Consider the following 24,247-nt stretch of genomic DNA (forward strand, 5'->3'; position numbering starts at 1 on the left):
CGTTATTCATGAGATATACCCCCACACTAAAATTGAGCACCCGATTGGTCGCATTTGTCACCGTGATAGTGATCAGTGCGATGTTCATTCTTTTTATCGGTGGCACCCTCTCATTTAAGCGTATCGGGCAAGAATATTTAGACCATTATTTGGTGGGTATTGTCGACGTTGTAGATAAGGAAATGGAAGATCCTGATGCTGCATATTCAATGCAACGTTGGATGCCTAAGATGCTGCAAGCAAGCAACATTGTTGAGATGAAACTCTCTAATAAGACCGGCATTGTTTATCGCTTCAAAGATACTTCTCCACAGATTGATCCTAGCCGCCTTTATGAAAAAAGCTTTGTATTAGAGCGAAATACCGGTTACCGAATCGAGTTTAAGGCTCTGCCTCCTTACATTGGATACAGCTATTCATTAGAGGCGATGTGGTCAATCACTTTAGCGGTTGCTTTGATCATTTTCTGTTTAGCTCGTGGCGTTCGATGGCTAAAAGAGCAATTGATGGGCTCTGAAATGCTAGAAGAGCGTGGCAGGATGATTCTTGCTGGTCAGGTTGAAGCTCATGCAAAAGGTGATGAGCGAGAGTGGCCTTATACTGCGAGTGAAGCTCTCGATGTTCTTATTGAAGAGTTAAAAGACGCTCGGCAAGAGCGTAGTCGTTTCGATACCTTTATTCGGACTCATACCTTCTTAGATAAACTCACTGGCACTGCCAACAGAGTGCTATTCGATAACAAGCTTGAATCGGCATTGCATGAAAGTGGTGCTCGTGGCGGTGTGCTGTTGATACGTATCGATGAGTGGGAACAGGTACGCGATGATAATGACAAGCAAGTTACAGATAACTTTATTATTGAGGTTGGCGAAGTATTATCGAATATCGTACAGCGCTACCCAGATGTTATTTTCTCTCGTTATTATGAAGCTGACTTTGCTGTATTTATCCCGCATCAAGGTGCCAAAGACATTGCGACGCTGGCTGCCCAGTGTTTAAGACAACTTGATAAGCTAACACCACCAGAGCCTTTAGAGTCGGATAATTGGTGCCATATCGGCGTGACCATGTACACCGAAGGTGAGCGTCATAGTCAGATCATGGATGAAACGGAAACAGCATTAAAGAGTGCGCAATTGGAGCGCATTAATAACTGGAGCCGTTTCCCTAAACAGAATAAAAATGAGCTTGATAGAGGTAGTGTTCGCTGGAGGACACTACTTGATACAGCACTGCTTCCTGATAATTTAGTAATCTTTGCTCAGCGATGTTATCTTATGTCTGATTTAGGTCAAGCTAATGAATTGCATAGAGAAATATTCACTAGAATTCAGGATCCTGAGAAAGGTTTATTGAAATCCTCTCGATTCATGCCAGCGGTAGAGCAAGTGGGTTACCAAGCTCAAATGGATCAATCGGTTTTAAGAGTGTTGTTGAAGTCACTGAAAGAATCGACTCAACCTATTCATTATTCAGTGAACCTCAATGTCACCCCTTTTTCTAGTAAGCAGCACTTTAAATGGTTCAGAAGTGAGTTGTTGCAGCTCTCTGCTCAGCATCGTTCACAACTGGCTTTTGAGTTTCCTGAGGGGCACCTTATCGCTCATCTTGATTATATGAGACCGGTGGCAAAGATGCTGCGAGGACTTGGGTGTAAAGTGATTGTTGGCCAAGCTGGGCGAACTATTGTCAGCACTCACTACATTAAGGATTTGAAGGTTAACTATATAAAGCTTCATCGAAGCTTGATTAAGAAAATCGACCAAAGACATGAAAACCAGCTGTTCGTCCGCAGTTTAATTGGCGCGTGTGGTGACTCTCCAACTCAAGTTATTGCGGTGGGGGTCGAGACAAAACAAGAAAAGAACACCTTGATAGAGTTAGGTATTAATGGCTATCAAGGAAGGTATTTCGACGAAGAACAACAAATTATCCCTTTACCTAATAAAGGTTCAAAGTCAGTGAAAGCTGAGTCTGTAGTAAAAGTTGGTCGAAGAAATCGATGGCGTAAGAGTAGTAGCTAAGTATGAATTTTAAAGCGATTGTAGACAAATTAAAGCCAAGCAAAAGCAATGGCAACACTCAAGTTGTCATGCTGGGTAACGATGCTGTCTATATTTCATCGACAGAACAAGAATCCCAAGTAACCAGTATTCCTTTCGTTAATGGTGACTGGGAAAGTGCGCTGAAAAAATCGTTAAATAGTGAGGCGTTTACCAGCAATAGCCTTCAACTTATTGTTTGCGCCAACTATTACCAAACCTATCAGCTTGATAAGCCGGACATTCCAGAAAGCGAATGGTCAGTTGCCTTGCCATTTCTACTCAAAGACCTTGTTGCGGAGAGAGTTACCGAGATCACCGCGAGTGCCGTCGCTCTACCTACGTCGAATAAACTACAAGTGTATGTATTGCCGAAAAAGCTGCTAGACAAGCTGGTTAATATTACGAACTCGGCGCAAGTTGAGCTAAAAGGTGTGGCGCCAGAAGATGAAATCTGGGGTTATAGTGCAGGTGAACTGTCGAACTTTATCCTTTTACAACGCAGTACTAATTCGCACTTCAAGCTGGGGGCGTTTGTTGAACATACTGTTTGCTTCCAAAGAACCATCCGTAGCGTTGTGCCCCCTCTAACAGGAGTGGCGTCTAGTGCTCTGCAATTAGATGGTCTTGCCTTGGAGCTTCAACGTTCTATTGATTATCTGTCTTCTCAAATTAAAGGTACGCAACTTCATCAACTCAAGATCTGTTGTGATGAAGAGGATGAAGCTGAATTACAAACTGCGCTAAACAATACACTGAGTTCAACGGTCTCATTACTCGTTGAAGGTGAGCGTGAAAACTCTGAAAGCTTGTTGGTTCAACTTGCGGTTAAAAAAGAGACGTTCAACGTTAACCTTTACCCTGAGCATTTAAAGCCTAAAAAAGAGTATTTTACTTTAGCGAATGTCACTGCGAGTTGGGGAGTGGTTGGTGCTTTGCTACTTGGCAGTTACTTTGTGATGAACTACCAAGCTTCCAATCTAGATACTGAATTAACAGTGTTACAACAAAACTCGAACCAGCTTAACAAGCAGCTTAACCAATTGAATAGTAAGTTAACTCAACATAAACCTTCCCCTGATAAAGTGGCGGCAGTTGAGCGTCTCAAACGTGAGACTCAAGCAAAAAAAGAGGCATTAAAGGCGGTTGGGCAATACGACGAATCTCAGCAAGTCGGGTATTCTGGCGTCATGAATTCCTTAGCTCAATTAGGCCGAAATGACATCTCTCTTTCGCACATCTATATGACTCATGACACGCTAGATATGAGTGGCTTAGCTCGCAATGCTAATGTCGTCCCTAACTGGATTGGACAATTCAAAAATGAGCTTAATCTTGTTGGTCGTTCTTTTGAAAAGCTGAAAATAGGTCGTAATGATCAAGATGTGGTGACCTTTGAGTTAAGTACTCGTAGGGAGAGCAAGTAATGCAGCAGTGGAATCAGCTTAGCGATAAGTTTCTTGCATTAAGCCCAAGAGAAAAGTGGCTGCTTTTCGTGTGTGGTTTCGTTGGTTTCTCCATGTTGCTTTTTACCTTATTGGTGGAGCCTGCATACCTCGATTTGCAAGCTAAAAACGCCAAGATGACTAGCTTGACTCAGTCAAATCAAAGGCAGCAAGGTGAGTTACTTGTTCTGCAAGCTAAATTGAACAAAGACCCTGATAAAGAGATCAACCTCGAATACAAAAAACTGATGCGAGAGAGTCAAGAACTGTCTCTCGAACTTGCCGAAATGGTTGATGGGTTGATCTCGCCATCCCAAATGTCGCAATTGCTCGAAAGTGTACTTAATGCAGGGAACGGCTTGAAATTGGAGTCGTTGGAGTCACTTAAGCCAGAAGCGATCTCGAACAACAAAGAGACCAGTGAATATTCAGGTTATTTTCTTCACCCGGTGAGAATGGAATTGACTGGTAGTTACTTTGACATTGCAGCTTACCTTGAGGCGCTTGAGTCTCTTCCTGTGAGCTACTACTGGCGCACATTTGAATACACAGTAGAAGAATACCCAAAAGCTCGACTTGTATTTGAGGTTTACACGCTAGGTACCAGACAGGAGTTTATCGGTGGTTAGAACTCTATTGTTGTCATTACTGTTTGCCAGTTCACTGGCGTCGGCTGAGCAAGATCCAACGGCACCTCTGGGTTGGATGACGCCTCAACAAAAAACAGCGCCGGCGAAGAAAGCGCCAACTCATTATCGTTTACCGTCTTTAGAAAGCATCGTGTGTAAAGCGGATACGCCTTGCTACGCCATTCTCAATGGTGAAATTGTTGCTCAAGGAGAGACGATAAGAGGGTATCGAGTTAAGAAAATAGATTCAGAATACGTCACTCTGCAGAGAAGCTCTAAGCAGTGGAAATTAGAGATGTTCTCTTTAGATATTAAGAATAATTAAGGTTTGAGTGAAGACATGCGTAAACTTGTAGTAGCGATCATAGTGTCATCTTTGGTCGGCTGTTCGATGGGGCATCGTGATCCTGTTGAGATAAAAGAGTCTTTAAACGAATCTATTAATGAAGCGAACAGCAAGGCGCTTCATGAGCTGCCTTCGTCTGTACAAGATGATCTTATGCCTCAGCTTAATTCCGATGTGATGTCTCCGGGAATGGAGACCGTGAAGCGTTTTCGTATTCAAGCAAAAGGTGTCGAAGCGAGGACCTTCTTTGCTAGTTTAGTGAAAGGCACAGAATACAGCGCAGCGATTCATCCAAGCGTATCTGGAAAGCTTACGCTGAACTTAACGGATGTGACGCTAGATGAAGTGCTGGCTGTGGCTCAGGATATGTATGGCTACGATATTGAAAAGCGTGGCAAAGTGATTCAAGTTTACCCTGCGGGTCTTCGTACGGTGACGATCCCTGTCGACTATTTACAGGTTAAACGTGCTGGTCGCTCATTGACTACGATAACGACGGGAACTATCTCTAACTCAGACAACAGTTCATCGAGCTCTTCAAGTTCTGACTCAAATTCGTCGAATTCATCTAACTCTTCGAATAACTCAAACTCTACCTCGAACGGTGGTACTGAGATTGAGACCACTTCTGAAAGTGATTTCTGGCCACAACTTGAAGCTGCGGTTGCGCACCTAATTGGTTCTGGTGATGGGCAAAGTGTTGTCGTGACGCCACAAGCGAGTGTGATTACAGTCCGTGCATTCCCTGATGAAATTCGTGAGGTTCGCGAGTTCTTAGGTGTTTCTCAACAGCGCTTGCAACGTCAAGTTATCCTTGAAGCCAAAATCATGGAAGTGACGTTGAGTGATGGCTATCAACAGGGTATCAGCTGGTCGAACTTATCTAAATCGATTGGTAGCGGTGGTGTAGTGGTTGAGCGTCCTGGTGGGACATTACCTCCACTTGATGCGATTAGCTCATTGCTCGGTGGACAAACTAACGTAACGATTTCAGATGGTAGCTTTGAAGCGGTATTGAGCTTTATGGACACTCAAGGTGATTTGAATGTTCTATCGAGCCCACGAGTTACAGCGTCTAATAACCAAAAAGCAGTGATCAAAGTTGGTACTGACGAATACTACGTAACTGACTTATCAAGCGCTGTGGGTAGTGGTGATAATGCTAATGTTGCCCCTGAGGTCGAGCTGACACCATTCTTCTCGGGAATCTCTTTAGATGTAACGCCTCAGATTGACGATAAAGGCAACGTATTCCTGCATGTTCACCCTGCGGTTATCGAAGTCGAAGAAGAAGTTAAAGAACTCAACCTTGGTTCAACAACGGGTGTTGTACAGCTACCTTTAGCGAAAAGCTCTATTCGTGAGTCTGATTCGGTGATTCGAGCACGAGATGGTGATGTGGTTGTTATTGGTGGTCTGATGAAATCAAACACCAGTGATGTGACTTCTAAAGTTCCATTCTTAGGCGATATTCCGGCTTTGGGCCACTTGTTCCGTAACACCAATCAATTGACGCAAAAGACCGAGCTCGTGATTTTGCTTAAACCGACGGTTGTGGGTGTGAACACGTGGCAATCTGAGTTAGAGCGTTCTCGTGATCTGCTTCAGCAATGGTTCCCTGATGAAGAGTAAATGCTTACTTTTTGAATTGGCAGCGCTTCACTAAGTCGGGTGAATCTATGTATCAAGCTCATTTTGGTTTTGAACAGCTGCCATTTACCTTAACGCCGAATACCGATTTTTTTTACGGATTAGCCCCGCATTTTGAGGCGATTCAAACGGTCATTTCAGCGTTAGAGATGGGAGAGGGTGTCATCAAGGTGACTGGAGAAGTAGGTACCGGTAAGACTATGGTTTGCCGGATGCTGGTCAATCACCTAAAAGACTGTACCGCATTAATTTACTTGCCAAACCCAGTGTTGTCCGGAGCTGACTTACGTCATGCTGTCGCCAAAGAGCTTGATTTAACGGTTGAGAACGAAGCCTCGCTGGTGGATAACATTCAACATAAGTTGATTGAACTGCATAACTCAGGCTTAAGAGTGGTCGCGATTATTGACGAAGCGCAAGCTCTCTCTGACGAAGTGCTAGAGACATTGAGATTGTTTGGTAATCTGGAAACTGAAGACAAGAAACTACTTCAGATAGTATTGCTTGGGCAGCCTGAATTAGACGCTCGCTTAGAGGCTTATCATCTAAGACAATTTCGTCAAAGAATCACTTTTAGTTCGACATTAAGGGCGCTAACTCTTGATGAGACGGTGGCTTATATTGATAACCGAATTGCTAAATCAGGCGGCAGCCCAGAACTGTTCAGTTTGAATCAAAAAAAAGCGATTTGTCGTTCTTCACAAGGTATCCCAAGGTTGATCAATCAGCTATGCCACAAGGCTTTACTGTTGTCGTTCAGTGAAAGCAAAAAAAATATCGATAACCAACATCTGTTCTCTGCGATGCATGAAACTTACGATGTGTGTAAGCCCAAATTTAAAACGCCAATACTGTGGGGTTGGAATTAATTATGAGCGTCATTAATAACGCCTTGTCTGAATTGGCAAAGAAAAAATCAGCGACAGCAATAGAAGCCGCGGTCGTGCCTAAGGTAAAAACGCGCTCACCATTGGTGTGGGTAGCTGCAGGTTTTACTCTGAGCTTGGCCATGGGCGGTTGGGCGATATCACAGGGCCCAACGGTTGAGAACTCAATTTCTACTCTAGATAGACAGGTCCAGGTCTCTGTTGTTGATAGCTCGGCAGAAGTGCCTGCAATTGTTACTCAAGCTCCGTCATCGCCAACTAAGAAGCTAGTGACGGTCGACTCTTCCTATCTAACTCACGCAAGCCCAGAAACAAGCTCTCGAAATCAGGCGCCAGTTGTGGATTCAGCGGTTAAAACGCCACAAATAACAAAACCTCAGGTACAAGCGAAACCGTTAGCAACAACAAAAGCAAATACGGCACAAGCTCCTGAGCCGACCTTGATTGCGAGCGTTGCGAAGAGCAGCCCAGCTTCTATTTCTGATGAGCCAAAAGACTCAGAAAATAGTGGAATACTGATTGAACAAGTAGAACTGACCCCAGAGCAGCTGTCTATTAGTGCTCAAGGGCGAGCTCAGAAAGCGCTGGATGCCAATGATCTTACTGGTGCATTGAAGGGATACAACGAAGCACTTCGTTATACGCCAAGAAATGAAGATGTTCGTCAAAAGCTCGCTATTCTCTATTTCGGCAAAGGTGACACTCGTAAAGCTTATGAGCTTCTTCAGTCGGGCATTAAACTCAACATTAATAGTGAAAAGTTACGTTTGGGATTATCTAAACTGTTGGTGAAAGCGGACCAAGCAGAGGCAGCGTTAAGCCCTCTGATACACATGCCTCCGCATCCAACCCAAGAATACCTAGCAATGCGTGCTGCGCTGAGCCAAAAGTCACAGCAAGAAGAAATTGCGTTGGAGAGTTACCAGAAGCTGGTCGAGATTGATTCTGAGAACGCTCGCTGGTGGTTAGGTTTAGCGATACAGCAAGAGCGACAGTTAGATTTCGCTGCAGCAAAACAATCATACCAAGGTGCGTTAACTCGAGTCGGTATCTCATCTCAATCACAAAGCTTTGTGCGTGACCGATTGAAAATAATCAGTGCTTTAGAGGAGAGCAGCAATGCAAATTAGATTAAGAAAAAGACTTGGTGATTTGCTTGTTGAAGAAGGCATTATTACCGAGGCCCAAGTTGAACAAGCGCTTGCCTCTCAAAAAAGTACCGGTCGTAAGCTTGGTGATGCTCTGATCGAACTTGGCTTCTTGTCTGAGCAACAAATGCTGAGCTTTTTGTCGCAACAGCTTGCTATTCCTCTTATCGATCTCAGTCGAGCGAACGTTGATGTTGAAGCGGTTCAGCTTTTACCTGAAGTTCATGCCCGCCGTCTTCGCGCATTGGTTATTGGTCGACAAGGTGACACGCTGCGTGTGGCGATGAGTGATCCTGCGGATCTGTTTGCTCAGGAATCACTGCTTGGTCAATTAGGTGATTACGCACTCGAATTTGTTGTTGCGCCAGAAAGGCAATTGGTTGACGGGTTTGATCGCTATTACCGTAGAACCAAAGAGATCGCCTCATTCGCTGAGCAGCTCCATGCTGAACACCAAGTGAATGAAGTTTTTGACTTTGATATTGCAGAAGAAGACAGTGATGAAGTGACAGTGGTTAAGCTGATCAACTCGCTGTTTGAAGATGCGATCCAAGTAGGTGCTTCCGATATTCATATTGAACCTGATTCTAATGTGCTGCGTCTTCGTCAGCGTATCGATGGCGTGTTACATGAAACTCTACTTAACGAAGTAAATATCGCATCTGCGCTGGTATTACGTTTAAAGCTGATGGCAAACCTTGATATCTCAGAGAAGCGTCTGCCACAAGATGGTCGTTTCAATATTCGAGCGAAAGGTCAGTCTGTCGATATTCGTATGTCGACGATGCCAGTGCAGCACGGTGAGTCAGTGGTTATGCGTCTGCTGAACCAATCTGCCGGTCTACGTAAACTGGAAGCGTCGGGTATCCCAAGTGAGCTGCTGGTTCGTCTTCGTAAACAGCTACGCCGCCCTCACGGGATGATTCTAGTTACTGGTCCTACGGGCTCAGGTAAAACAACCACCCTTTATGGCGCGCTAAGTGAACTGAATGAGCCGGGTAAAAAAATCATTACCGCGGAAGACCCGGTGGAATACCGCCTGCCTAGGATTAACCAAGTTCAGGTTAACCCTAAAATCAATCTCGACTTCTCTACGATCTTAAGAACCTTCTTACGTCAGGATCCCGATATCATTCTTATTGGTGAGATGCGTGACCATGAGACGGTTGAGATTGGTTTGAGAGCAGCACTTACCGGTCACTTAGTGCTAAGTACCCTTCACACCAACGATGCGGTAGACAGTGCATTGCGTATGATGGATATGGGAGCGCCAGGTTACTTAGTCGCGAGTGCGGTTCGAGCAGTAGTGGCACAGCGATTGGTTCGTAAAGTTTGTACCGACTGTAAGGTTGATGATGAACTGGATGAAGCGCGCAAACAATGGCTGAGCGTTCGTTTCCCAAATCAGGTCGATGTTCCTTTCATGAAAGGTCGTGGTTGTCAGAACTGTAACTTAACCGGGTACCGCGGGCGTATCGGTGTATTCGAGATGTTGGAGCTTGAGCACAACATGATGGATGCTTTAAGAGCTAACGATGCCGTTTGTTTTGCTCAAACCGCAAGACAGTCTGAAAACTACAAACCGTTACTGGCCTCAGCGATGGAGTTGGCTTTACAAGGTGTAGTGAGCCTCGATGAGATAATGAACCTCGGTGAAGGTGACGCATCTGGCTCAACTGACCCAATTTATCTGTAGGGGTAGAGTGATATGCCAACGTATCGTTATGTAGGTCGCAGCTCTGATGGTAGCCAAGTAAGTGGCCAACTAGACGCGAATAACGAAGACCTTGCCGCTGAGAGTTTGATGAGTAAGGGGATTATCCCTACCTCGATTAAGCTTGGGAAAAGTGGCGGTTCCGTATTGGATATGGATGTCTCAGCTCTATTCTCACCGAGTGTTCCGCTTGAGGTCCTAGTGTTGTTCTGCCGCCAGTTATACAGCTTAACTAAAGCGGGCGTTCCGCTATTAAGGTCAATGAAAGGCCTGACCCAAAACTGCGAAAATAAGCAGTTGAAGGCTGCGCTTGAAGAGGTGGTTGCTGAGTTAACCAATGGTCGTGGTTTAGCGGCGTCGATGCAGATGCACCCTAAAGTGTTTAGCCCACTGTTTGTCTCGATGATCGGTGTTGGTGAAAATACAGGTCGTCTTGACCAGGCCTTGCTGCAATTAGCGGGTTACTACGAACAAGAAGTCGAGACTCGAAAGCGAATCAAGACCGCGATGCGCTATCCAACCTTCGTGATTAGCTTTATTTTGATCGCGATGTTCATACTTAACATCAAGGTTATTCCACAGTTCTCCAGTATGTTCGCTCGGTTTGGTGTCGATCTGCCACTGCCGACTCGTATTTTAATAGGCATGTCTGAGTTCTTTGTTAATTACTGGGGGATTATGCTCGGCGTGATCTTTGGTCTTATCTTTGCGTTCAAAGCCTGGGTAAAGACGGATAAAGGCCTAGAGAAGTGGGACAGGATTCGCTTAAAGATACCTGTCATCGGCGGGGKCGTGAACCGAGCATTGCTGTCACGCTTTTCGCGTACCTTTGCGTTGATGCTGAAAGCCGGCGTACCGCTCAATCAATCTTTAGCGCTATCTGCTGAAGCCTTGGATAACCGCTTTTTAGAGCTGCGGGTACAAGCTATGAAGTCGGCTATCGAAGCGGGTAGTACAGTTTCGTCGACGGCGATTAACAGCGAAATTTTCACACCGCTGGTGATACAAATGATCTCGGTAGGTGAAGAGACTGGCCGTATCGATGAGCTATTGCTTGAAGTGGCTGACTATTATGATCGAGAAGTCGATTATGACCTGAAAACCTTAACCGCAAGAATTGAACCGATCTTGCTGACCATAGTGGCCGGTATGGTGTTGATTCTCGCTCTCGGTATTTTCTTACCGATGTGGGGAATGCTGGATGCAATCAAAGGTTAAGGAATGCTAAATAACCTACAACGCTCACGTTTTGTTATTTGGACTGTGGTTATTCTTTTTCTAATTATAGGGCTGCTTTCTGCATGGGAGTCAGTAGAAGAAGATGCGACCAATACGGCATTAATTGTGGCGAGTAAGCGCATCCTTGAGCAAGAAAATCTGTTCAAACAACAATATTTGCTAAAAGGTGCAGAGCAAGATAGCGACTCAGAACACTCCAAAGATTACAGCAGAACCGGGTGGGTAATGCCGACTCAAGGTTCGGAGGTAGACTGCAATTATTGGCTGGATCAATTATATCCACCGAAGAGCATTCTAGGGCTAAACTCTCCAAGAGTTGAAGACCAAAGTGATAACATACAGTTTCATTGTACTTATCATTATGGCGATAAATATCAAATAGATATATTACTTAAGCGGGAAAGGTTTAGCGTGAAAGCCAATATTTTGGCTTTGTGAAAATATTGACAGTTTTAGTATGGTTTTATACGTGCGCGAATGTATAATGCGCGTTAATAATTAGATGAGTAGGTAGAAAATGCTTAAGAATCAAAAGGGTTTCTCCCTTGTCGAATTAGTGATCGTAGTCGTTGGTTTATTGGCGGTCGCTGCGTTGCCTCGTTTCCTCGATGTGACGGATGAAGCCAAAAAATCCAGTATTGAAGGTGTCGCTGGTGGTTTTGCAACGGCTGTTTTGTCAGCAAGAGCACAATGGGAAGCGGAAGCAAGACCCTCAGAGAAGATTGGTGTTGAAACATACAATACTGTAAAATATGATGGTGTTGATTTTTGGTTAACAAGATCAAAGAACAGTAGCAATGTGGATACTGACTTTCGAGATGGTTATCCATGGACTCTGAACAACAATTCTGGCACTGCGCCACAAGATATTTCAGACGAAACATGTTCTGAGTTGATGGAAAACTTGCTGCAAAATCCACCAAAAGTGGGCCCTGTTTCAGATGTAGCGAACGACTCAAACTACAAGTATTCTGCGCAAGCAAATTCTGGTGATGCAACCTGTACCTATGTTCAATTGGAAGGTAGTACCGAGCATGAATTTGTTTACGAAATTAAAACTGGTCGTGTGACCGTAACTTTGCAGTAAGTCTGCGTAAAATTAAACATAGAGAGAGCTTAACTATGAAAAGACAAGGCGGTTTCACCCTAATCGAACTTGTGGTTGTAATTGTTATTCTAGGTATTCTTGCTGTAACTGCGGCACCGCGTTTCCTTAACCTGCAAGATGATGCTCGTACATCTTCTTTGGAAGGTCTAAAGGGAGCAATGGCTGGTGCTGCAGGTATTGTATATGGTAAAGCTGCAATTGATGGCTTAGAGGCTATTTCTTCTGGTCGCGCAGTATCTGGTGCTAACGGAAATAATATCAACGTTGTTTATGGTTACCCTGAAGCTACATCTGCTGGTATTGGCAATGCAGTATCTGGCCTAGCTGAAGACTGGACGGTAATTTCGTCTGCAACTGGTGCTATTGCATACGGCTTTGACAACAACACTACGTGTTTTGTGACTTACGCCATCGATGCTACAGCAACAACAGCTCAAGAGCCGACAATTACAGTGACTTCTTGTACTGACTAATTTGTAATTGATAGATAATAGAGGCCAGCACCTGCTGGCCTTTTTTCTATCCAACACACATAAATATTAAAACTATTCATATACATAAGTTTGTAAACTTCGTTATCTTGTATAATTGGTATTCGCTAGGCAGTTAGAGGCTAATGATGAATAGCAGTCCCATATCTAAAGGCTTTACTCTGGTAGAGTTGATCATCGTTATTATTATTCTCGGTATTGTTTCCACTTTTGCCGCAAGTCGCTTCGTTGGTACTTCTAGCTTCTCTACTTTTTCTGCGCAAGAGCAAGTCATCTCTGTCATTCGTCAGATCCAAGTAAACCGAATGCAATCAAACGTTTCTTCTGCTAATGATAGTTTCCGTCTTGCGATCAATAGTGACTGCTTAGGTTCGGTTTCGGCATGTAGCTTAAATTTATCAAATAGCACTCAAAAATCACAAGCCGATGCTCGTAGTGACTATGTGCGTGAGTCAGATATTACATTTTCTCCTTCCAATACGATTATCGATTTTGATCTCTTAGGAAACCCTTCAGTGAGTGCTGGCGTTAATATTACGATTAACTCCACCACTTCGAGTAATAGCGTCCAAGTCTGCATTAACTCTCAAGGCTATGTGCGTGAAGGAGCCTGTCTATGATTCGCTCACGTGGATTTACTCTGATTGAAAGTATTGTAGTGATTATCGTCCTAGGTATTGCGATGGTCACAATTACCAGTCTTTTAACACCACAAGTTGCAAGCTCCGCTGATCCACAGTATCAAAACCGCTCAGTCGCGTTAGGACAAAGTTTGATGAATCAAATATTGGCTCGTGGTTTTGATGAACATAGTGATTTTGATGGTGGAATAATACGTTGTGGTGATGCGGGTACAGTAGCTTGCTCTGCTCCAGGGGAGCTCGGCGTTGATGGTTCTGAAGCAACGCCTGCTGTTTTTAATGACGTCGATGACTATATCGGATGTTGGTATACAGATACCACAGAGTCAGCTTGTATTTCTTCGGTAAAGTATCCACTTGCTAATATCCTAGATGAAAATATTGAGGGCAGCTATGCCAATTTTCGGGTCGAAGTGTCTGTTTTTTACGATGCCAATATGGATGGAATTGATGATAATACGATTGGCACTATGAAGCGTGTTGAGATACAGATATTTGGTGGTAACAATCGCTACAGCGTTATCGCTTACAAGGGGAACTACTAATGAAACAACGTGGTTTCACTTTAATAGAGATGATAGTAACGATCGTTGTAGTTGCCGTTATTGGGCTAGCGATTGCTGGTTTTGTTGAATACGGAATGAAAGGGTATGTCGACACTATCGACAGACAAAAGGTACAAGTAAAAGGGCAGTTTGTTGTCGAGAAAATGTCGCGCGAGATCAGCCATGCGGTTCCTAACAGTTTTGATTCGAGCATTATGCCGGCTTCGGCTTTTGCTCAGAAATGTCTTACCTTTTACGCTATTAAATATTCTGGCTTTTATCATCTAGATGAAGCGACCAATGAGCTCAATTTTATCATCGGGCAAGACTCCCCCATACTCGATGCTAACGATTTCCTAATTATCAATCCAACGAACTTCTCTGAACTAGGAGCGGGTTCAACCAAGCGGATTGCAGTGTCAGGGCTAATTTCAACCAATAATGTTTTTACTGCCCCTTCTGTGACTTTAGATAATCGTTCGAAGGCTGAGCGCCATTATATTTACGATGAGAATGCCTCTGTGAGTTATTGCTTAGTGAACGATACGATTCAGAAGCAAGGGTTAATTCAACGTAATGGAGTCACTGTTGCAGACAGTATTAATTACGCTCAAAGTAATTTTCGTTATGAAGAGCCAAGCTTGCAAAGAGGTGGTGTGATTCACATCGATCTTGTACTTGAGCAGAATAGTGAAGTAAGCGTTTACCAACAAGATGTGCAGGTACTCAATGCGCCATAGAAAATCATCTCAACAAGGTAGTGTTTTGGTCGTCGCAGTATTTGTTATTGTGGTGATGGGCTTCCTTGCGACTTCTTTAGTACAAGTTCAGTGGTCAAATCACGATACATTGACGCGTAAACAGCTTGGAACACAAGCCTGGTTGCTCGCACATTCTGCTAATGAATGGGCACTTACTCAAGTTTACCCTTTGACTGTTTCGCCTGCCGTCTCAACAAGTGTGAGTACCGTGTGTAGTAACTTGAACTCAAATCAAGTGAGTAGTGGTATGTCGACTATCTGTACCGTAGATCAATTAACCTGTCGACAAATTGGTGTGCTAGATGGTGTTGGCTTTTTCAAAATTGAATCAACAGCCATTTGTGGTTCGGGTATTAACCAAGTACAGCGCATTCAAGAAGTTTGGGTGAGGGAGTGAGTATGAAATTATTGGTTGGTCTTTTCAGAATACTTAAAAATTATGCTCGTTGTGATGCTAACTTTTTAAAGCGATGTCTAATCATGACTGTTTTATGCGGAACTTCTTTTGTTGCGATAGCTGATGATTTCTCACCTGAACAATGTAGCGACTTAAAAAGGCAGGATGGATTTTCTGTCGCTTTTACTGTACCTACCCCTAAAAATCTAACCATAAGTTTTACTTCCAATAATTCGAACGTCGCACTTTGGTCTAGTGTTTGGTGGCGTTGGGCTGAAATTAAAGATTCAACGGTTATTCCTGGAGAAAAAGGCTTATTGATTTATCGACCAACTCAGAATAATGGTAAGAGAGGTGAGTTAGTATATAAACTTGACACAGGTTTGGGTTATAGGTTTGTTTCTTCTACACAAATCTCCATTGATGGTGGTAATGGAACACTACAGGTTTCTGGAGATAATGCAGAGGTTGAATGTGCTACTGGTGATAAAGAGCCAACACCTCCCCTCGAGCTAGAAGATGTACCTTATGAGTTTGGCTCTATTGAAGGTATGGATTGTACTCATGGGTGTAACTTATTGTTCCAAAAGGAATATGATGATCCTATTGTATTCTTAATGTCGACTATTAACCCTGATGATATCGTAAATAGTGTTGCGACTATTTGGGATTCAAAGAAAGGTGCCACAATTGAGAGTGAATCGGCTGAGAGCTATAGCTCCACGGATCGAATGTCGCCGATTTACTATTTTGTTACTGAGCCTGGAAGGTTAACATTTTACGATCATAATGGAGCTAAGGTTTATGGTGAAGCTGGCAATATCATAACTTCTAAAGCTCAATGTAAAGGTAATGCTTGCGGCAGTTCTGATTGGGAAACGGTCTCCTATCAGGGGGGGGATATTGCTAACCCCGTGATCATGGCTCAAGTTCAAGGTAAAGATCGAGATTGGGCTACGACTGCAATCTCTGGTTTAACTAACCAGAAATTCAAACTTGCTTTAGAACGTGGGCGACAGGGGCCAACCTCTTCAGCTAAGAAAATCGCGTACTTAGCGGTTCCTACCTTCTCCGGTCAAGATGAATCTAAATCCTCAAAAATTGAGTTTTTCCAAGCTCCGGGTACCTACAACCAGAAAATAGAGATAGAGCCGGATAAGTCTATAGGTTGGTCATGCTTGAATAATGAAATCTCGCTTCATCAAAACTTCGATAAATTCGGGGTGATTGCCAATAAGCAAACCCGTAACGGAGGTGACGGTGGTTGGCTACGTTACTGTAAGCAGTACGTAAGTGGTGGAAAGTCGCAATTTACGTTCGCATTTGATGAAGATGCACCATCTCTGAGTACTCGTAAGCATGGTGCTTATGAATCAGTAGGTTACTTTGCTTTTGAAATTCCTGAAGTAGAAATTCCTGTCAATGTATGTAACTTATTTCCAGAGCCAATTCAAAGTTGGACAGGAGTAAGTAGTGAACTTACTGTAACTAACAATTCGGTGCGTTTTTTGGGTTGGTCTGACGACTATATATATCGATATCTAAACACAAAGTCTGACGACTACCAATTCTATGATGATTCCCCGAGTTTGCGTCATGCTATGCAGCAATATTTAATGCTAGGTTTCGATCATGCCAACTACGACACATTAGATAAAATATATAATAACCCGATTTGTGAGGGGCAATACGGTTGTGATCTTGGAAACAATGATTCATTGAATAGCTTGCGTAAAATCGATGGTGCGAATGTGGTTTCTGTTCCAACACAAACACCTAGCGATTCGCTTATTTTAAACGCAGGTAATGACAACATAGCCCTTTCATGTGGGGCTGGTTCATCGTTATGTTCATATCAAGAAAGTGGACGAAATGTTGAAGTTACAATTGAGAAAAGTCTTTCTAGTTTGACGGTTAATAAGTGGGGCACTGACTATAATGTCGTTCGAGTGAAGCTAAAGGATGGCATTTATATTTCAAACTTAAACATATCAAACGGTAACGATGTTGAGTTAGTTATCCCTAAACTAGCTTCAGTAACATTTGGCTCGTTCAAATATAGCTCAGGCTCAGCTCAATTTATTTTCGAATCAGGAAGCCAACTTAATGTTATTGATGAAATTCGCTTTTCAAATCGGGTTGAAATATCTTCGGAAGATGCCTATCCAATAATCTATGCTCCCGATGCTAAAGTGATCTTTGAAGGAAGTAATTCGATATTTAAAGGTTTTATTCTTGCGGATTATATTGAGTTAAATCAATCCTCAGTTGAAGGTGCAGTAACGGCAAGAACGACTCAGTTTAATTCTAATGTCACTATCAATAAGCCGGATTACAGTTGTCCGCTGCCCCCTATTCCTACAGGTTCTCTTGTTGTTACCCCCAAGCAGTCACACGTTCTAACCTGTGAAGTGGCTGAGGTTGAATTCAAAGTCGTAGATGATGACGGCAATGTAATTAGTACCATTCAAGATAGTTTTACTGCATCTCATGCCCCAAACTCTGCTGGGAAGTGGTGTGAAGATAAAAATGGAAATAGTTGTTCTACATCTTCAGGGGACTATCAAAGCCACTTTGTGAATGGGCAAAGAACGCTGTACTTATCTTCTTCTAAATTAGAGAGTTATGATGTCAGTGGTACCTGGAATGGTGAGTTAGAAACAGCAGCATCAAAAATTAACTTCGTACCTTATAAGTTTGATGTTGATGAGCAGTTTGTTGTGGCTGGCGAGGGGTACGACGTGACGGCAAAGGTATCGTCGTGCAATACGCAAGACTCGTCGTTGTCACAAGATTATGTAGGCAAGCCCACTGTGAGTTTAGATATAGTTAAGCCTGCGAATGGAGACGGTGCGATAAGCTTATTAGATTACACTCCAGATTTTGAGTTAAGTGATCAGGGTGAAACAACCGATACACTTTCGATTCAAGAGTCGGGTCAATTCAAGGTAACGTTGACCGATAACAGCTTCGACTGTAGTGAAATATCGGGTTGTCCTGAAAGTGGTATTGATAAACTTTCAGGTAGCTTCATGGTGAACTCTCGACCTTGGAAATTTGCCATCTGCACGCTCAACAATTCTGATGGAAATAGTAGTAGTGGGAGTGCGTTTGCTGCTGCAGGGGAAGAGTTTGACGTGTTTGCTAAACCTATTCGGTTCATGAGTGATGCAAGTCAGCAATGTAATAATAGCTTGGTAACACAAAATTATTTGCTTTCTGCAGGTGCGGTGGGTGCAACTCATACATTAGATACACCTAGTAACAGTGGTGCAGTATTAGGTAGCTTAGAGCCGACTAGTCAACTAACTCAATCTAGCTCCGATATAGTACTTTCTGATAATGGCTATAAGTTTAAGAACTTAGAATATTCAGAAGTGGGTAGTTTTAATTTTGAGGTTACTGAAGACTCGAATAGCTTTTATGGCAAGATTCTCGGTGGCTTCTCTGGAAGTAAATCCATTGGCCGCTTCTATCCGAAATACTTCCTGCAAGAGAACCCTGAATGGAATGTCGCTAATCAAAACGATATTGCTTATTTGAGTCAACCTTACGACTCAAGCGTTCATCAAGTGTATCCGATGGCATCAGGTGAAAGCGGTGTCGGCAACGCGCTTAAAAATTACCGTTTCTTCCATTCAGACTTACAGGCGAAATTTGGTGTTTTAGATGACACAGCTATCGATAACGAGTTCTTACTGGATACAGGGGCAGGTACTTGGTCTACTGATCGCAAGCATTGGTTGTTGAACGATGGTGCTGCTGTTCTTAAGCGAGTTACGAATACTGATGGGGTTAGCCGTAAGGATAATCCTTTTAATACATCGGATGCTAATTCTACAGTTACCCATTTCGGTTTAACGGTAGACGGTGCTGACCCAGTGTCATTTACTGATTCAGATACTTTGACAGACTCTGTAGAGTTTCTGATTCAACCCCCTGCCCGATATGGCCGAATGGCACTGGATGATATTGGTGGTAATTCTGATACTGTTCTAACTATTCCATTGCGAGCTGAGTTCTGGGATGGCAGTGAATTTGTTGTTAATGAAGATGATAATCGCAGTACTTTTGATGGTTCAAAAGCTTGTAAACAAGTGATTTGGCACAGTGACGGGGCAATAACCACGTTAGCTTCGCTTAACGGCAGTGGCAGCGTAGATGATGGTGAGGAAGAGGTCACTGCGAATCAAAATACGCCTGCAGGTACAGATTCGCCACGTGAACAAGTTCGTTTATGGTTAAGAATGGGTAACTCGAAGCCAAGTAAGAAGACGGGCGAAAATGATATATCTTGTTCTACAGATTACGAAGATCAACCTTGGTTGCAATACAACTGGCGTCAATTAGGCGATGAAGATCCCTCAACTGTCGTCACATTTGGCATCTACCGCGGTAACGATCGAGTAATCTACCGAGGTGAAAGTGGCTTAACAGGTCAGTAATAATATAATTTTTGATGGTTAAGTTAGGAATCTGTAAGAAATTGCGGATTTCAGTCCATGTTTATACTTCAATGCCTTGCCGTGACAGCAAGGCATTGGTACATTTAGTGCAATTTTTGTCTTCTAATTCTTGCAGGATGAGCGAAGAATATGTTTAAAAAACTTCGTGGCATGTTTTCAAACGACCTATCGATTGACTTAGGTACTGCCAATACCCTTATATATGTAAAAGGCCAAGGCATTGTTCTTGATGAGCCTTCAGTTGTAGCTATTCGCCAAGATCGTGTGGGTTCTGCAAAAAGTGTCGCTGCTGTTGGCCACGCTGCTAAGCAAATGCTTGGTCGTACGCCTGGTAATATCTCAGCGATCCGTCCAATGAAAGATGGCGTAATTGCTGATTTCTACGTAACGGAAAAAATGCTTCAGCACTTCATTAAACAAGTACATGACAACAGTGTGCTTAAACCAAGCCCTCGCGTTTTGGTTTGTGTACCTTGTGGTTCAACGCAAGTTGAGCGTCGTGCTATCCGTGAATCTGCACTGGGTGCTGGTGCTCGTGAAGTTTACCTAATCGATGAGCCAATGGCGGCAGCGATTGGTGCTGGCCTACGCGTATCTGAGCCAACGGGTTCAATGGTTGTTGATATCGGTGGTGGTACTACTGAAGTTGCGGTTATCTCTCTGAACGGTGTGGTTTACTCATCTTCTGTTCGTATCGGTGGTGACCGTTTTGATGAAGCGATCATCAACTACGTTCGTCGTAACTACGGCAGCTTGATCGGTGAAGCGACGGCAGAGAAGATCAAACACGAAATCGGTTCAGCTTACCCTGGCGATGAAGTAGAAGAGATCGAAGTACGTGGTCGTAACCTTGCTGAAGGTGTGCCTCGTAGCTTTAGCCTGAACTCAAATGAGATCCTTGAAGCACTTCAAGAGCCTCTATCAGGTATTGTATCTGCAGTAATGGTTGCACTTGAACAGTGTCCACCAGAGCTTGCTTCTGATATCTCAGAAAACGGTATGGTACTAACAGGTGGTGGTGCACTGCTTAAAGACCTTGATCGTCTGCTAACAGAAGAAACAGGTATTCCTGTTGTTGTAGCAGAAGAGCCACTAACGTGTGTTGCTCTAGGTGGCGGTAAAGCCCTAGAGATGATCGACATGCACGGCGGCGATCTGTTTAGCGAAGAATAATATCTAGTGTTAGGCTCTTTTATTATCTAGTTTTATGTAAAGAGCTTAGGACCTTGTCTATAGGATCAAATGTAGATCTAGGATCAAATATAGAATGAAGCCAATTTTTGGTAGAGGTCCCTCTCTACAATTGCGCCTGTTTTTTGCTGTAATTTTATCAGCCAGCCTTATGCTGGCTGATAGTCGTTTAGATGCTTTCTCAAATGTCCGCTATCTATTGAACAGCATGGTTGCCCCAATTCAATATGCAGCTAACCTACCTCGCACGATGTTTGACGGTGTATACGACCGTTTTAGCACTCGTAAAGGACTGATCGAATCAAACCATAATATGAAGCGAGAAGTCTTGCGACTGAAGAGTGAGCTAATTCTGCTTGAGCAATATCAAGAAGAAAATAAGCGCCTTCGTAAGCTATTAGGCTCTCCGTTTATCCGCGATGAAAAGAAAGTCGTTACTGAAGTTATGGCCGTTGATACCTCTCCATACCGTCATCAAGTTGTGATCGATAAAGGTCAGATTGATGGGGTGTATGAAGGTCAGCCGGTGATCAACGAGAAAGGCATTGTTGGCCAAGTGACGTTTGTTGCAGCTCACAATAGCCGAGTCTTGTTACTGACGGATGCAAACAATGCGATTCCCGTCCAAGTTATCCGTAACGATATCCGTGTGATTGCTTCTGGTAATGGCATGATTGATGAAATCCAGCTAGAGCACATTCCAACCAGTACTGACATTCAGGAAGAAGATCTCTTGGTGACGTCAGGTCTTGGTGGTGTTTATCCAGAAGGCTATCCAGTCGCTTATGTCTCTAAGGTTGATTACGATCCGAAACGTGAGTTTGCGGTAATCAAAGCGGAACCTGTGGTTGAGTTTGATAAGCTTAGATATCTGCTGCTTGTGTGGCCTGACGAAAATAAACAGAAACAGACCGATCAATCCAACATAGAGCAAGCAATGTTAGAGGATGAAAATGGCCAATAGCGTTTTAAGAAGCAAGACAGTAATTGGCTGTTCATTATTGATCGCGCTTATTCTGCAAACCATTCCATGGCCGGGTAGTTTAGACCTGTTCAGACCGTCTTGGTTACTGCTGGTGACTTGTTACTGGGTTCTGGCTTTACCTCATCGTGTTAACGTGGGCAGCGCTTTGATTCTGGGCCTGTTGTGGGACCTTTTGATTGGTTCAACACTAGGTATTCGAGGCATGATGATGGCCATCGTGATGTACATTGTTGCGTTAAACTTCTTAGTCATTCGTAATATGGCGCTGTGGCAACAAGCCATGATCATTGCGGCGTTAACGGTATTGTTTGAGGTACTGGTATTCTTCGGTGAATATTTGATTCAAGATGTGGTCTTCAATCCCTTATCGTTATGGAGTGCATTGATAAACTGTATACTTTGGCCTTGGATGTTCTTGTTGATGAGGCGTGTACGTCGCCATTGGCATGTGAGGTAACGTGACGATGGAAAAGAAACATTTAGTTTTGGCATCCGGTTCGCCGCGTCGTAAAGAATTACTATCTCAACTCGGTTATGAGTTTTCTGTCTTAGTGACCGATGTTGAAGAGTGTAAACACGCTCAAGAAACCGCCGAAGAGTACGTTAAGCGACTATCTTTAGATAAAGCTCTAGCTGCGCTGTCTTTATTAACTACGAATCCTTCTGAAAAGCAGAATGTCGCTTCTGGTTCTGATACTGTAGTGCTTGGTTCTGATACGGTTGTTGTTAGCCAAGGGCAAGTGCTCGAAAAACCCGCTGATTTTTCTGACTCCAAGCGTATGCTGACTCAGTTAGCGAATGGACGACATCAAGTGATGACGGCTGTTTCAGTGGTTTCAAAAGAAAAACAAAAAACAGAAATCGTTATTACCGACGTATGGTTTAAACCCCTCAGTGAAAAAGAAATAGAACAATACTGGCAAACAGGGGAGCCATGCGATAAAGCCGGTAGCTATGGGATCCAAGGTTTGGGGGGGCGCTTTGTCACCCGAATCGAAGGTAGTTATTACGCCGTTGTCGGCTTACCTTTATTTGAAACGGACCAGCTACTGCAAGAATTCTTATAATTACTAATCTGAGGTGCACCATGAGTGCTGAATTGTTGCTGAACGTGACCCCGAGTGAAACTCGCGTGGCCATGATTGAAGGGGGAACTCTTCAAGAGATCCATATCGAACGAGACGCTCGACGCGGAATCGTAGGAAATATCTATAAAGGTCGCGTTAGTCGTGTTCTTCCGGGAATGCAGGCTGCGTTTGTGGATATCGGTCTTGAGAAAGCAGCTTTTCTACACGCCTCTGATATTGTCCCACACACTGAATGTGTCGCTGAAAATGAAAAGAAGCAATTTCAGGTTCGCGATATTTCAGAGCTTGTTCGTCAAGGGCAAGACATTGTGGTTCAAGTCGTAAAAGACCCGCTTGGTACCAAGGGTGCCCGCCTAACCACTGATATCACTCTGCCGTCTCGTTACCTCGTATTTATGCCGGGAGCGAGTCACGTTGGCGTTTCTCAACGTATCGATAGCGAATCTGAGCGTAACCGTCTTAAGAAGGTCGTCTCTCATTACTGTGATGAGCATGGTGGCTTTATTATCCGAACTGCTGCAGAAGGCGCTGACTCGAACGAACTCGCACAAGATGCGGCATTCTTGAAGCGTTTATGGCTCAAGGTGTTGGAACGCCGTGGCAAGCATAAAGCGCGTACTCGTTTGTACGGTGAATTGTGTTTAAGCCAGCGTATCTTACGTGACTTCGTGGGAACGGAACTGAGCAAGATTCAGGTCGATTCTCGCCTTGAGTATGAAAACCTTAAAGAGTTTACTTCTGAATACGTGCCAGAGCTGACTGATAAGCTTGAGCTGTATGAAGGCGATAAGCCTATCTTTGATATGTACGATACTGAGAACGAAATTCAGCGCTCTCTGGATCGTAAAGTTGAGCTCAAGTCTGGTGGTTATCTGATCATCGACCAAACGGAAGCAATGACCACGGTTGATATCAACACCGGCGCGTTTGTTGGTCGTCGTAACCTAGAAGAGACGATTTTCAATACCAATGTAGAGGCGACACAAGCGATTGCTCGTCAGCTACGTTTGCGCAATCTAGGTGGTATCATCATTATCGACTTTATCGATATGCTGTCTGAAGACCATCGTAAGCGAGTACTAACTTCTTTAGAGAGTGCATTAGACAAAGATCGCGTAAAGACTAATATTAATGGCTTCACACAGCTTGGTTTAGTAGAGATGACGCGTAAGCGCACTCGTGAAAGCATTGAGCATATTCTGTGTTCGAGTTGTCCGGCTTGTGAAGGTCGTGGCAGCGTGAAGACAGTTGAAACCGTTTGTTATGAGATACTTCGAGAGATCACTCGTGTCAACCGTGCCTACGACGCTGACAAGTTTGTGGTTTATGCTGCTGCAGCGGTTGCTGAAGCGCTAGAAGGCGATGAGTCTCATGCGCTTGCTGAGCTTGAAGTGTTTATTGGTAAACAAGTTAAAATCCAAGCTGAGCCTCTGTACATACAAGAGCAGTTTGATGTTGTTATGATGTAATGGAA

Annotated in this window: 22 protein-coding genes; all 22 read left to right on the forward strand. The window is 43.7% G+C overall.

Features of this window, described 5'->3' with window-relative positions; genetic code table 11:
• Positions 1–8 precede the first annotated feature (8 nt).
• The 22 genes from csrD (at position 9) to rng (ending at position 24,242) form a co-directional block, all read left to right on the forward strand.
• Positions 9–2,024, forward strand: a complete 2,016-nt coding sequence (gene csrD / locus L1D55_RS10135; RefSeq protein WP_239917347.1) for an RNase E specificity factor CsrD — start codon at positions 9–11, stop codon at positions 2,022–2,024.
• A 2-nt stretch (positions 2,025–2,026) separates the two neighbouring features.
• Positions 2,027–3,469 carry an MSHA biogenesis protein MshI gene (locus L1D55_RS10140; protein WP_239917348.1) on the forward strand — a complete coding sequence of 481 codons (1,443 nt, stop codon included), beginning with the start codon at positions 2,027–2,029 and terminating at the stop codon, positions 3,467–3,469.
• A complete protein-coding gene (gene pilO, locus L1D55_RS10145; protein ID WP_239917349.1) occupies positions 3,469–4,116 on the forward strand; it encodes a type 4a pilus biogenesis protein PilO in 648 nt (215 codons plus the stop codon). Before L1D55_RS10140 ends, pilO begins: the two co-directional genes overlap by 1 nt.
• Positions 4,109–4,441 (forward strand): hypothetical protein, encoded by a 333-nt coding sequence (locus tag L1D55_RS10150; RefSeq protein WP_061033512.1) that lies wholly within the window; start codon positions 4,109–4,111, stop codon positions 4,439–4,441. Before pilO ends, L1D55_RS10150 begins: the two co-directional genes overlap by 8 nt.
• A 15-nt stretch (positions 4,442–4,456) precedes the next feature.
• Positions 4,457–6,094, forward strand: a complete 1,638-nt coding sequence (gene mshL, locus L1D55_RS10155; RefSeq protein ID WP_239917350.1) for a pilus (MSHA type) biogenesis protein MshL — start codon at positions 4,457–4,459, stop codon at positions 6,092–6,094.
• Between the two features lie 47 nt (positions 6,095–6,141).
• Positions 6,142–6,981, forward strand: coding sequence for an AAA family ATPase (locus L1D55_RS10160; protein ID WP_239917351.1), 840 nt, complete (start codon positions 6,142–6,144; stop codon positions 6,979–6,981).
• 2 nt (positions 6,982–6,983) lie between these two features.
• On the forward strand, positions 6,984–8,129 hold the full coding sequence (locus tag L1D55_RS10165; protein WP_239917352.1) for a tetratricopeptide repeat protein: 1,146 nt from the start codon (positions 6,984–6,986) through the stop codon (positions 8,127–8,129).
• The gene (locus tag L1D55_RS10170; RefSeq protein ID WP_239917353.1) at positions 8,119–9,843 is read left to right on the forward strand and encodes a GspE/PulE family protein; all 1,725 of its coding nucleotides are present in this window, start codon (positions 8,119–8,121) and stop codon (positions 9,841–9,843) included. Before L1D55_RS10165 ends, L1D55_RS10170 begins: the two co-directional genes overlap by 11 nt.
• A gap of 12 nt (positions 9,844–9,855) precedes the next feature.
• Positions 9,856–11,079 (forward strand): type II secretion system F family protein, encoded by a 1,224-nt coding sequence (locus L1D55_RS10175; protein ID WP_239917354.1) that lies wholly within the window; start codon positions 9,856–9,858, stop codon positions 11,077–11,079.
• A 3-nt stretch (positions 11,080–11,082) separates the two neighbouring features.
• Positions 11,083–11,538, forward strand: coding sequence for an MSHA biogenesis protein MshF (locus L1D55_RS10180; RefSeq protein ID WP_239917355.1), 456 nt, complete (start codon positions 11,083–11,085; stop codon positions 11,536–11,538).
• 79 nt (positions 11,539–11,617) lie between these two features.
• The gene (locus tag L1D55_RS10185; RefSeq protein ID WP_239917356.1) at positions 11,618–12,187 is read left to right on the forward strand and encodes a type II secretion system protein; all 570 of its coding nucleotides are present in this window, start codon (positions 11,618–11,620) and stop codon (positions 12,185–12,187) included.
• A gap of 35 nt (positions 12,188–12,222) precedes the next feature.
• Positions 12,223–12,681 (forward strand): type II secretion system protein, encoded by a 459-nt coding sequence (locus L1D55_RS27575; protein ID WP_275665279.1) that lies wholly within the window; start codon positions 12,223–12,225, stop codon positions 12,679–12,681.
• Positions 12,682–12,827: 146 nt separating this feature from the next.
• Positions 12,828–13,319: a prepilin-type N-terminal cleavage/methylation domain-containing protein gene (locus L1D55_RS10195; RefSeq protein ID WP_239917386.1), complete on the forward strand. Its 492-nt coding sequence runs from the start codon at positions 12,828–12,830 to the stop codon at positions 13,317–13,319.
• Complete coding sequence (locus tag L1D55_RS10200; RefSeq protein WP_239917357.1) at positions 13,316–13,885, forward strand: type II secretion system protein; 570 nt, start codon at positions 13,316–13,318, stop codon at positions 13,883–13,885. The genes L1D55_RS10195 and L1D55_RS10200 overlap by 4 nt, the downstream gene beginning before the upstream one ends.
• Positions 13,885–14,625 (forward strand): prepilin-type N-terminal cleavage/methylation domain-containing protein, encoded by a 741-nt coding sequence (locus tag L1D55_RS10205; RefSeq protein WP_239917358.1) that lies wholly within the window; start codon positions 13,885–13,887, stop codon positions 14,623–14,625. Before L1D55_RS10200 ends, L1D55_RS10205 begins: the two co-directional genes overlap by 1 nt.
• Positions 14,615–15,043: an MSHA biogenesis protein MshP gene (locus tag L1D55_RS10210; protein ID WP_107898895.1), complete on the forward strand. Its 429-nt coding sequence runs from the start codon at positions 14,615–14,617 to the stop codon at positions 15,041–15,043. The genes L1D55_RS10205 and L1D55_RS10210 overlap by 11 nt, the downstream gene beginning before the upstream one ends.
• Positions 15,044–15,045: 2 nt before the next feature.
• Positions 15,046–19,488 carry a DUF6701 domain-containing protein gene (locus L1D55_RS10215; protein WP_239917359.1) on the forward strand — a complete coding sequence of 1,481 codons (4,443 nt, stop codon included), beginning with the start codon at positions 15,046–15,048 and terminating at the stop codon, positions 19,486–19,488.
• A 150-nt stretch (positions 19,489–19,638) separates the two neighbouring features.
• Positions 19,639–20,682: a rod shape-determining protein gene (locus tag L1D55_RS10220; protein ID WP_004740843.1), complete on the forward strand. Its 1,044-nt coding sequence runs from the start codon at positions 19,639–19,641 to the stop codon at positions 20,680–20,682.
• 94 nt (positions 20,683–20,776) lie between these two features.
• Complete coding sequence (mreC, locus tag L1D55_RS10225; protein ID WP_008220573.1) at positions 20,777–21,664, forward strand: rod shape-determining protein MreC; 888 nt, start codon at positions 20,777–20,779, stop codon at positions 21,662–21,664.
• Entirely contained in the window at positions 21,654–22,142 is a 489-nt protein-coding gene (mreD, locus tag L1D55_RS10230; protein WP_239917360.1) for a rod shape-determining protein MreD, read from the forward strand. Before mreC ends, mreD begins: the two co-directional genes overlap by 11 nt.
• 7 nt (positions 22,143–22,149) lie before the next feature.
• Positions 22,150–22,752 (forward strand): Maf family protein, encoded by a 603-nt coding sequence (locus L1D55_RS10235; protein WP_239917361.1) that lies wholly within the window; start codon positions 22,150–22,152, stop codon positions 22,750–22,752.
• 20 nt (positions 22,753–22,772) lie between these two features.
• Positions 22,773–24,242, forward strand: coding sequence for a ribonuclease G (rng, locus tag L1D55_RS10240; protein WP_004740839.1), 1,470 nt, complete (start codon positions 22,773–22,775; stop codon positions 24,240–24,242).
• Positions 24,243–24,247 lie beyond the last annotated feature (5 nt).

The organism is Vibrio sp. Isolate22, assembly GCF_022398115.1.
GTDB lineage: Bacteria > Pseudomonadota > Gammaproteobacteria > Enterobacterales > Vibrionaceae > Vibrio.

Coding starts and splice junctions, on each gene's coding strand:
- L1D55_RS10185 (WP_239917356.1), top strand. CDS start 11,618: ATGCTTAAGAATCAAAAGGGTTTCTCCCTTGTCGAATTAGTGATCGTA.
- L1D55_RS10205 (WP_239917358.1), top strand. CDS start 13,885: ATGAAACAACGTGGTTTCACTTTAATAGAGATGATAGTAACGATCGTT.
- rng (WP_004740839.1), top strand. CDS start 22,773: ATGAGTGCTGAATTGTTGCTGAACGTGACCCCGAGTGAAACTCGCGTG.
- L1D55_RS10215 (WP_239917359.1), top strand. CDS start 15,046: ATGAAATTATTGGTTGGTCTTTTCAGAATACTTAAAAATTATGCTCGT.
- csrD (WP_239917347.1), top strand. CDS start 9: ATGAGATATACCCCCACACTAAAATTGAGCACCCGATTGGTCGCATTT.
- mreD (WP_239917360.1), top strand. CDS start 21,654: ATGGCCAATAGCGTTTTAAGAAGCAAGACAGTAATTGGCTGTTCATTA.
- L1D55_RS10220 (WP_004740843.1), top strand. CDS start 19,639: ATGTTTAAAAAACTTCGTGGCATGTTTTCAAACGACCTATCGATTGAC.
- L1D55_RS10170 (WP_239917353.1), top strand. CDS start 8,119: ATGCAAATTAGATTAAGAAAAAGACTTGGTGATTTGCTTGTTGAAGAA.
- L1D55_RS10160 (WP_239917351.1), top strand. CDS start 6,142: ATGTATCAAGCTCATTTTGGTTTTGAACAGCTGCCATTTACCTTAACG.
- L1D55_RS10210 (WP_107898895.1), top strand. CDS start 14,615: ATGCGCCATAGAAAATCATCTCAACAAGGTAGTGTTTTGGTCGTCGCA.
- mshL (WP_239917350.1), top strand. CDS start 4,457: ATGCGTAAACTTGTAGTAGCGATCATAGTGTCATCTTTGGTCGGCTGT.
- L1D55_RS10140 (WP_239917348.1), top strand. CDS start 2,027: ATGAATTTTAAAGCGATTGTAGACAAATTAAAGCCAAGCAAAAGCAAT.
- L1D55_RS27575 (WP_275665279.1), top strand. CDS start 12,223: ATGAAAAGACAAGGCGGTTTCACCCTAATCGAACTTGTGGTTGTAATT.
- pilO (WP_239917349.1), top strand. CDS start 3,469: ATGCAGCAGTGGAATCAGCTTAGCGATAAGTTTCTTGCATTAAGCCCA.
- L1D55_RS10200 (WP_239917357.1), top strand. CDS start 13,316: ATGATTCGCTCACGTGGATTTACTCTGATTGAAAGTATTGTAGTGATT.
- L1D55_RS10195 (WP_239917386.1), top strand. CDS start 12,828: ATGAATAGCAGTCCCATATCTAAAGGCTTTACTCTGGTAGAGTTGATC.
- L1D55_RS10180 (WP_239917355.1), top strand. CDS start 11,083: ATGCTAAATAACCTACAACGCTCACGTTTTGTTATTTGGACTGTGGTT.
- mreC (WP_008220573.1), top strand. CDS start 20,777: ATGAAGCCAATTTTTGGTAGAGGTCCCTCTCTACAATTGCGCCTGTTT.
- L1D55_RS10235 (WP_239917361.1), top strand. CDS start 22,150: ATGGAAAAGAAACATTTAGTTTTGGCATCCGGTTCGCCGCGTCGTAAA.
- L1D55_RS10165 (WP_239917352.1), top strand. CDS start 6,984: ATGAGCGTCATTAATAACGCCTTGTCTGAATTGGCAAAGAAAAAATCA.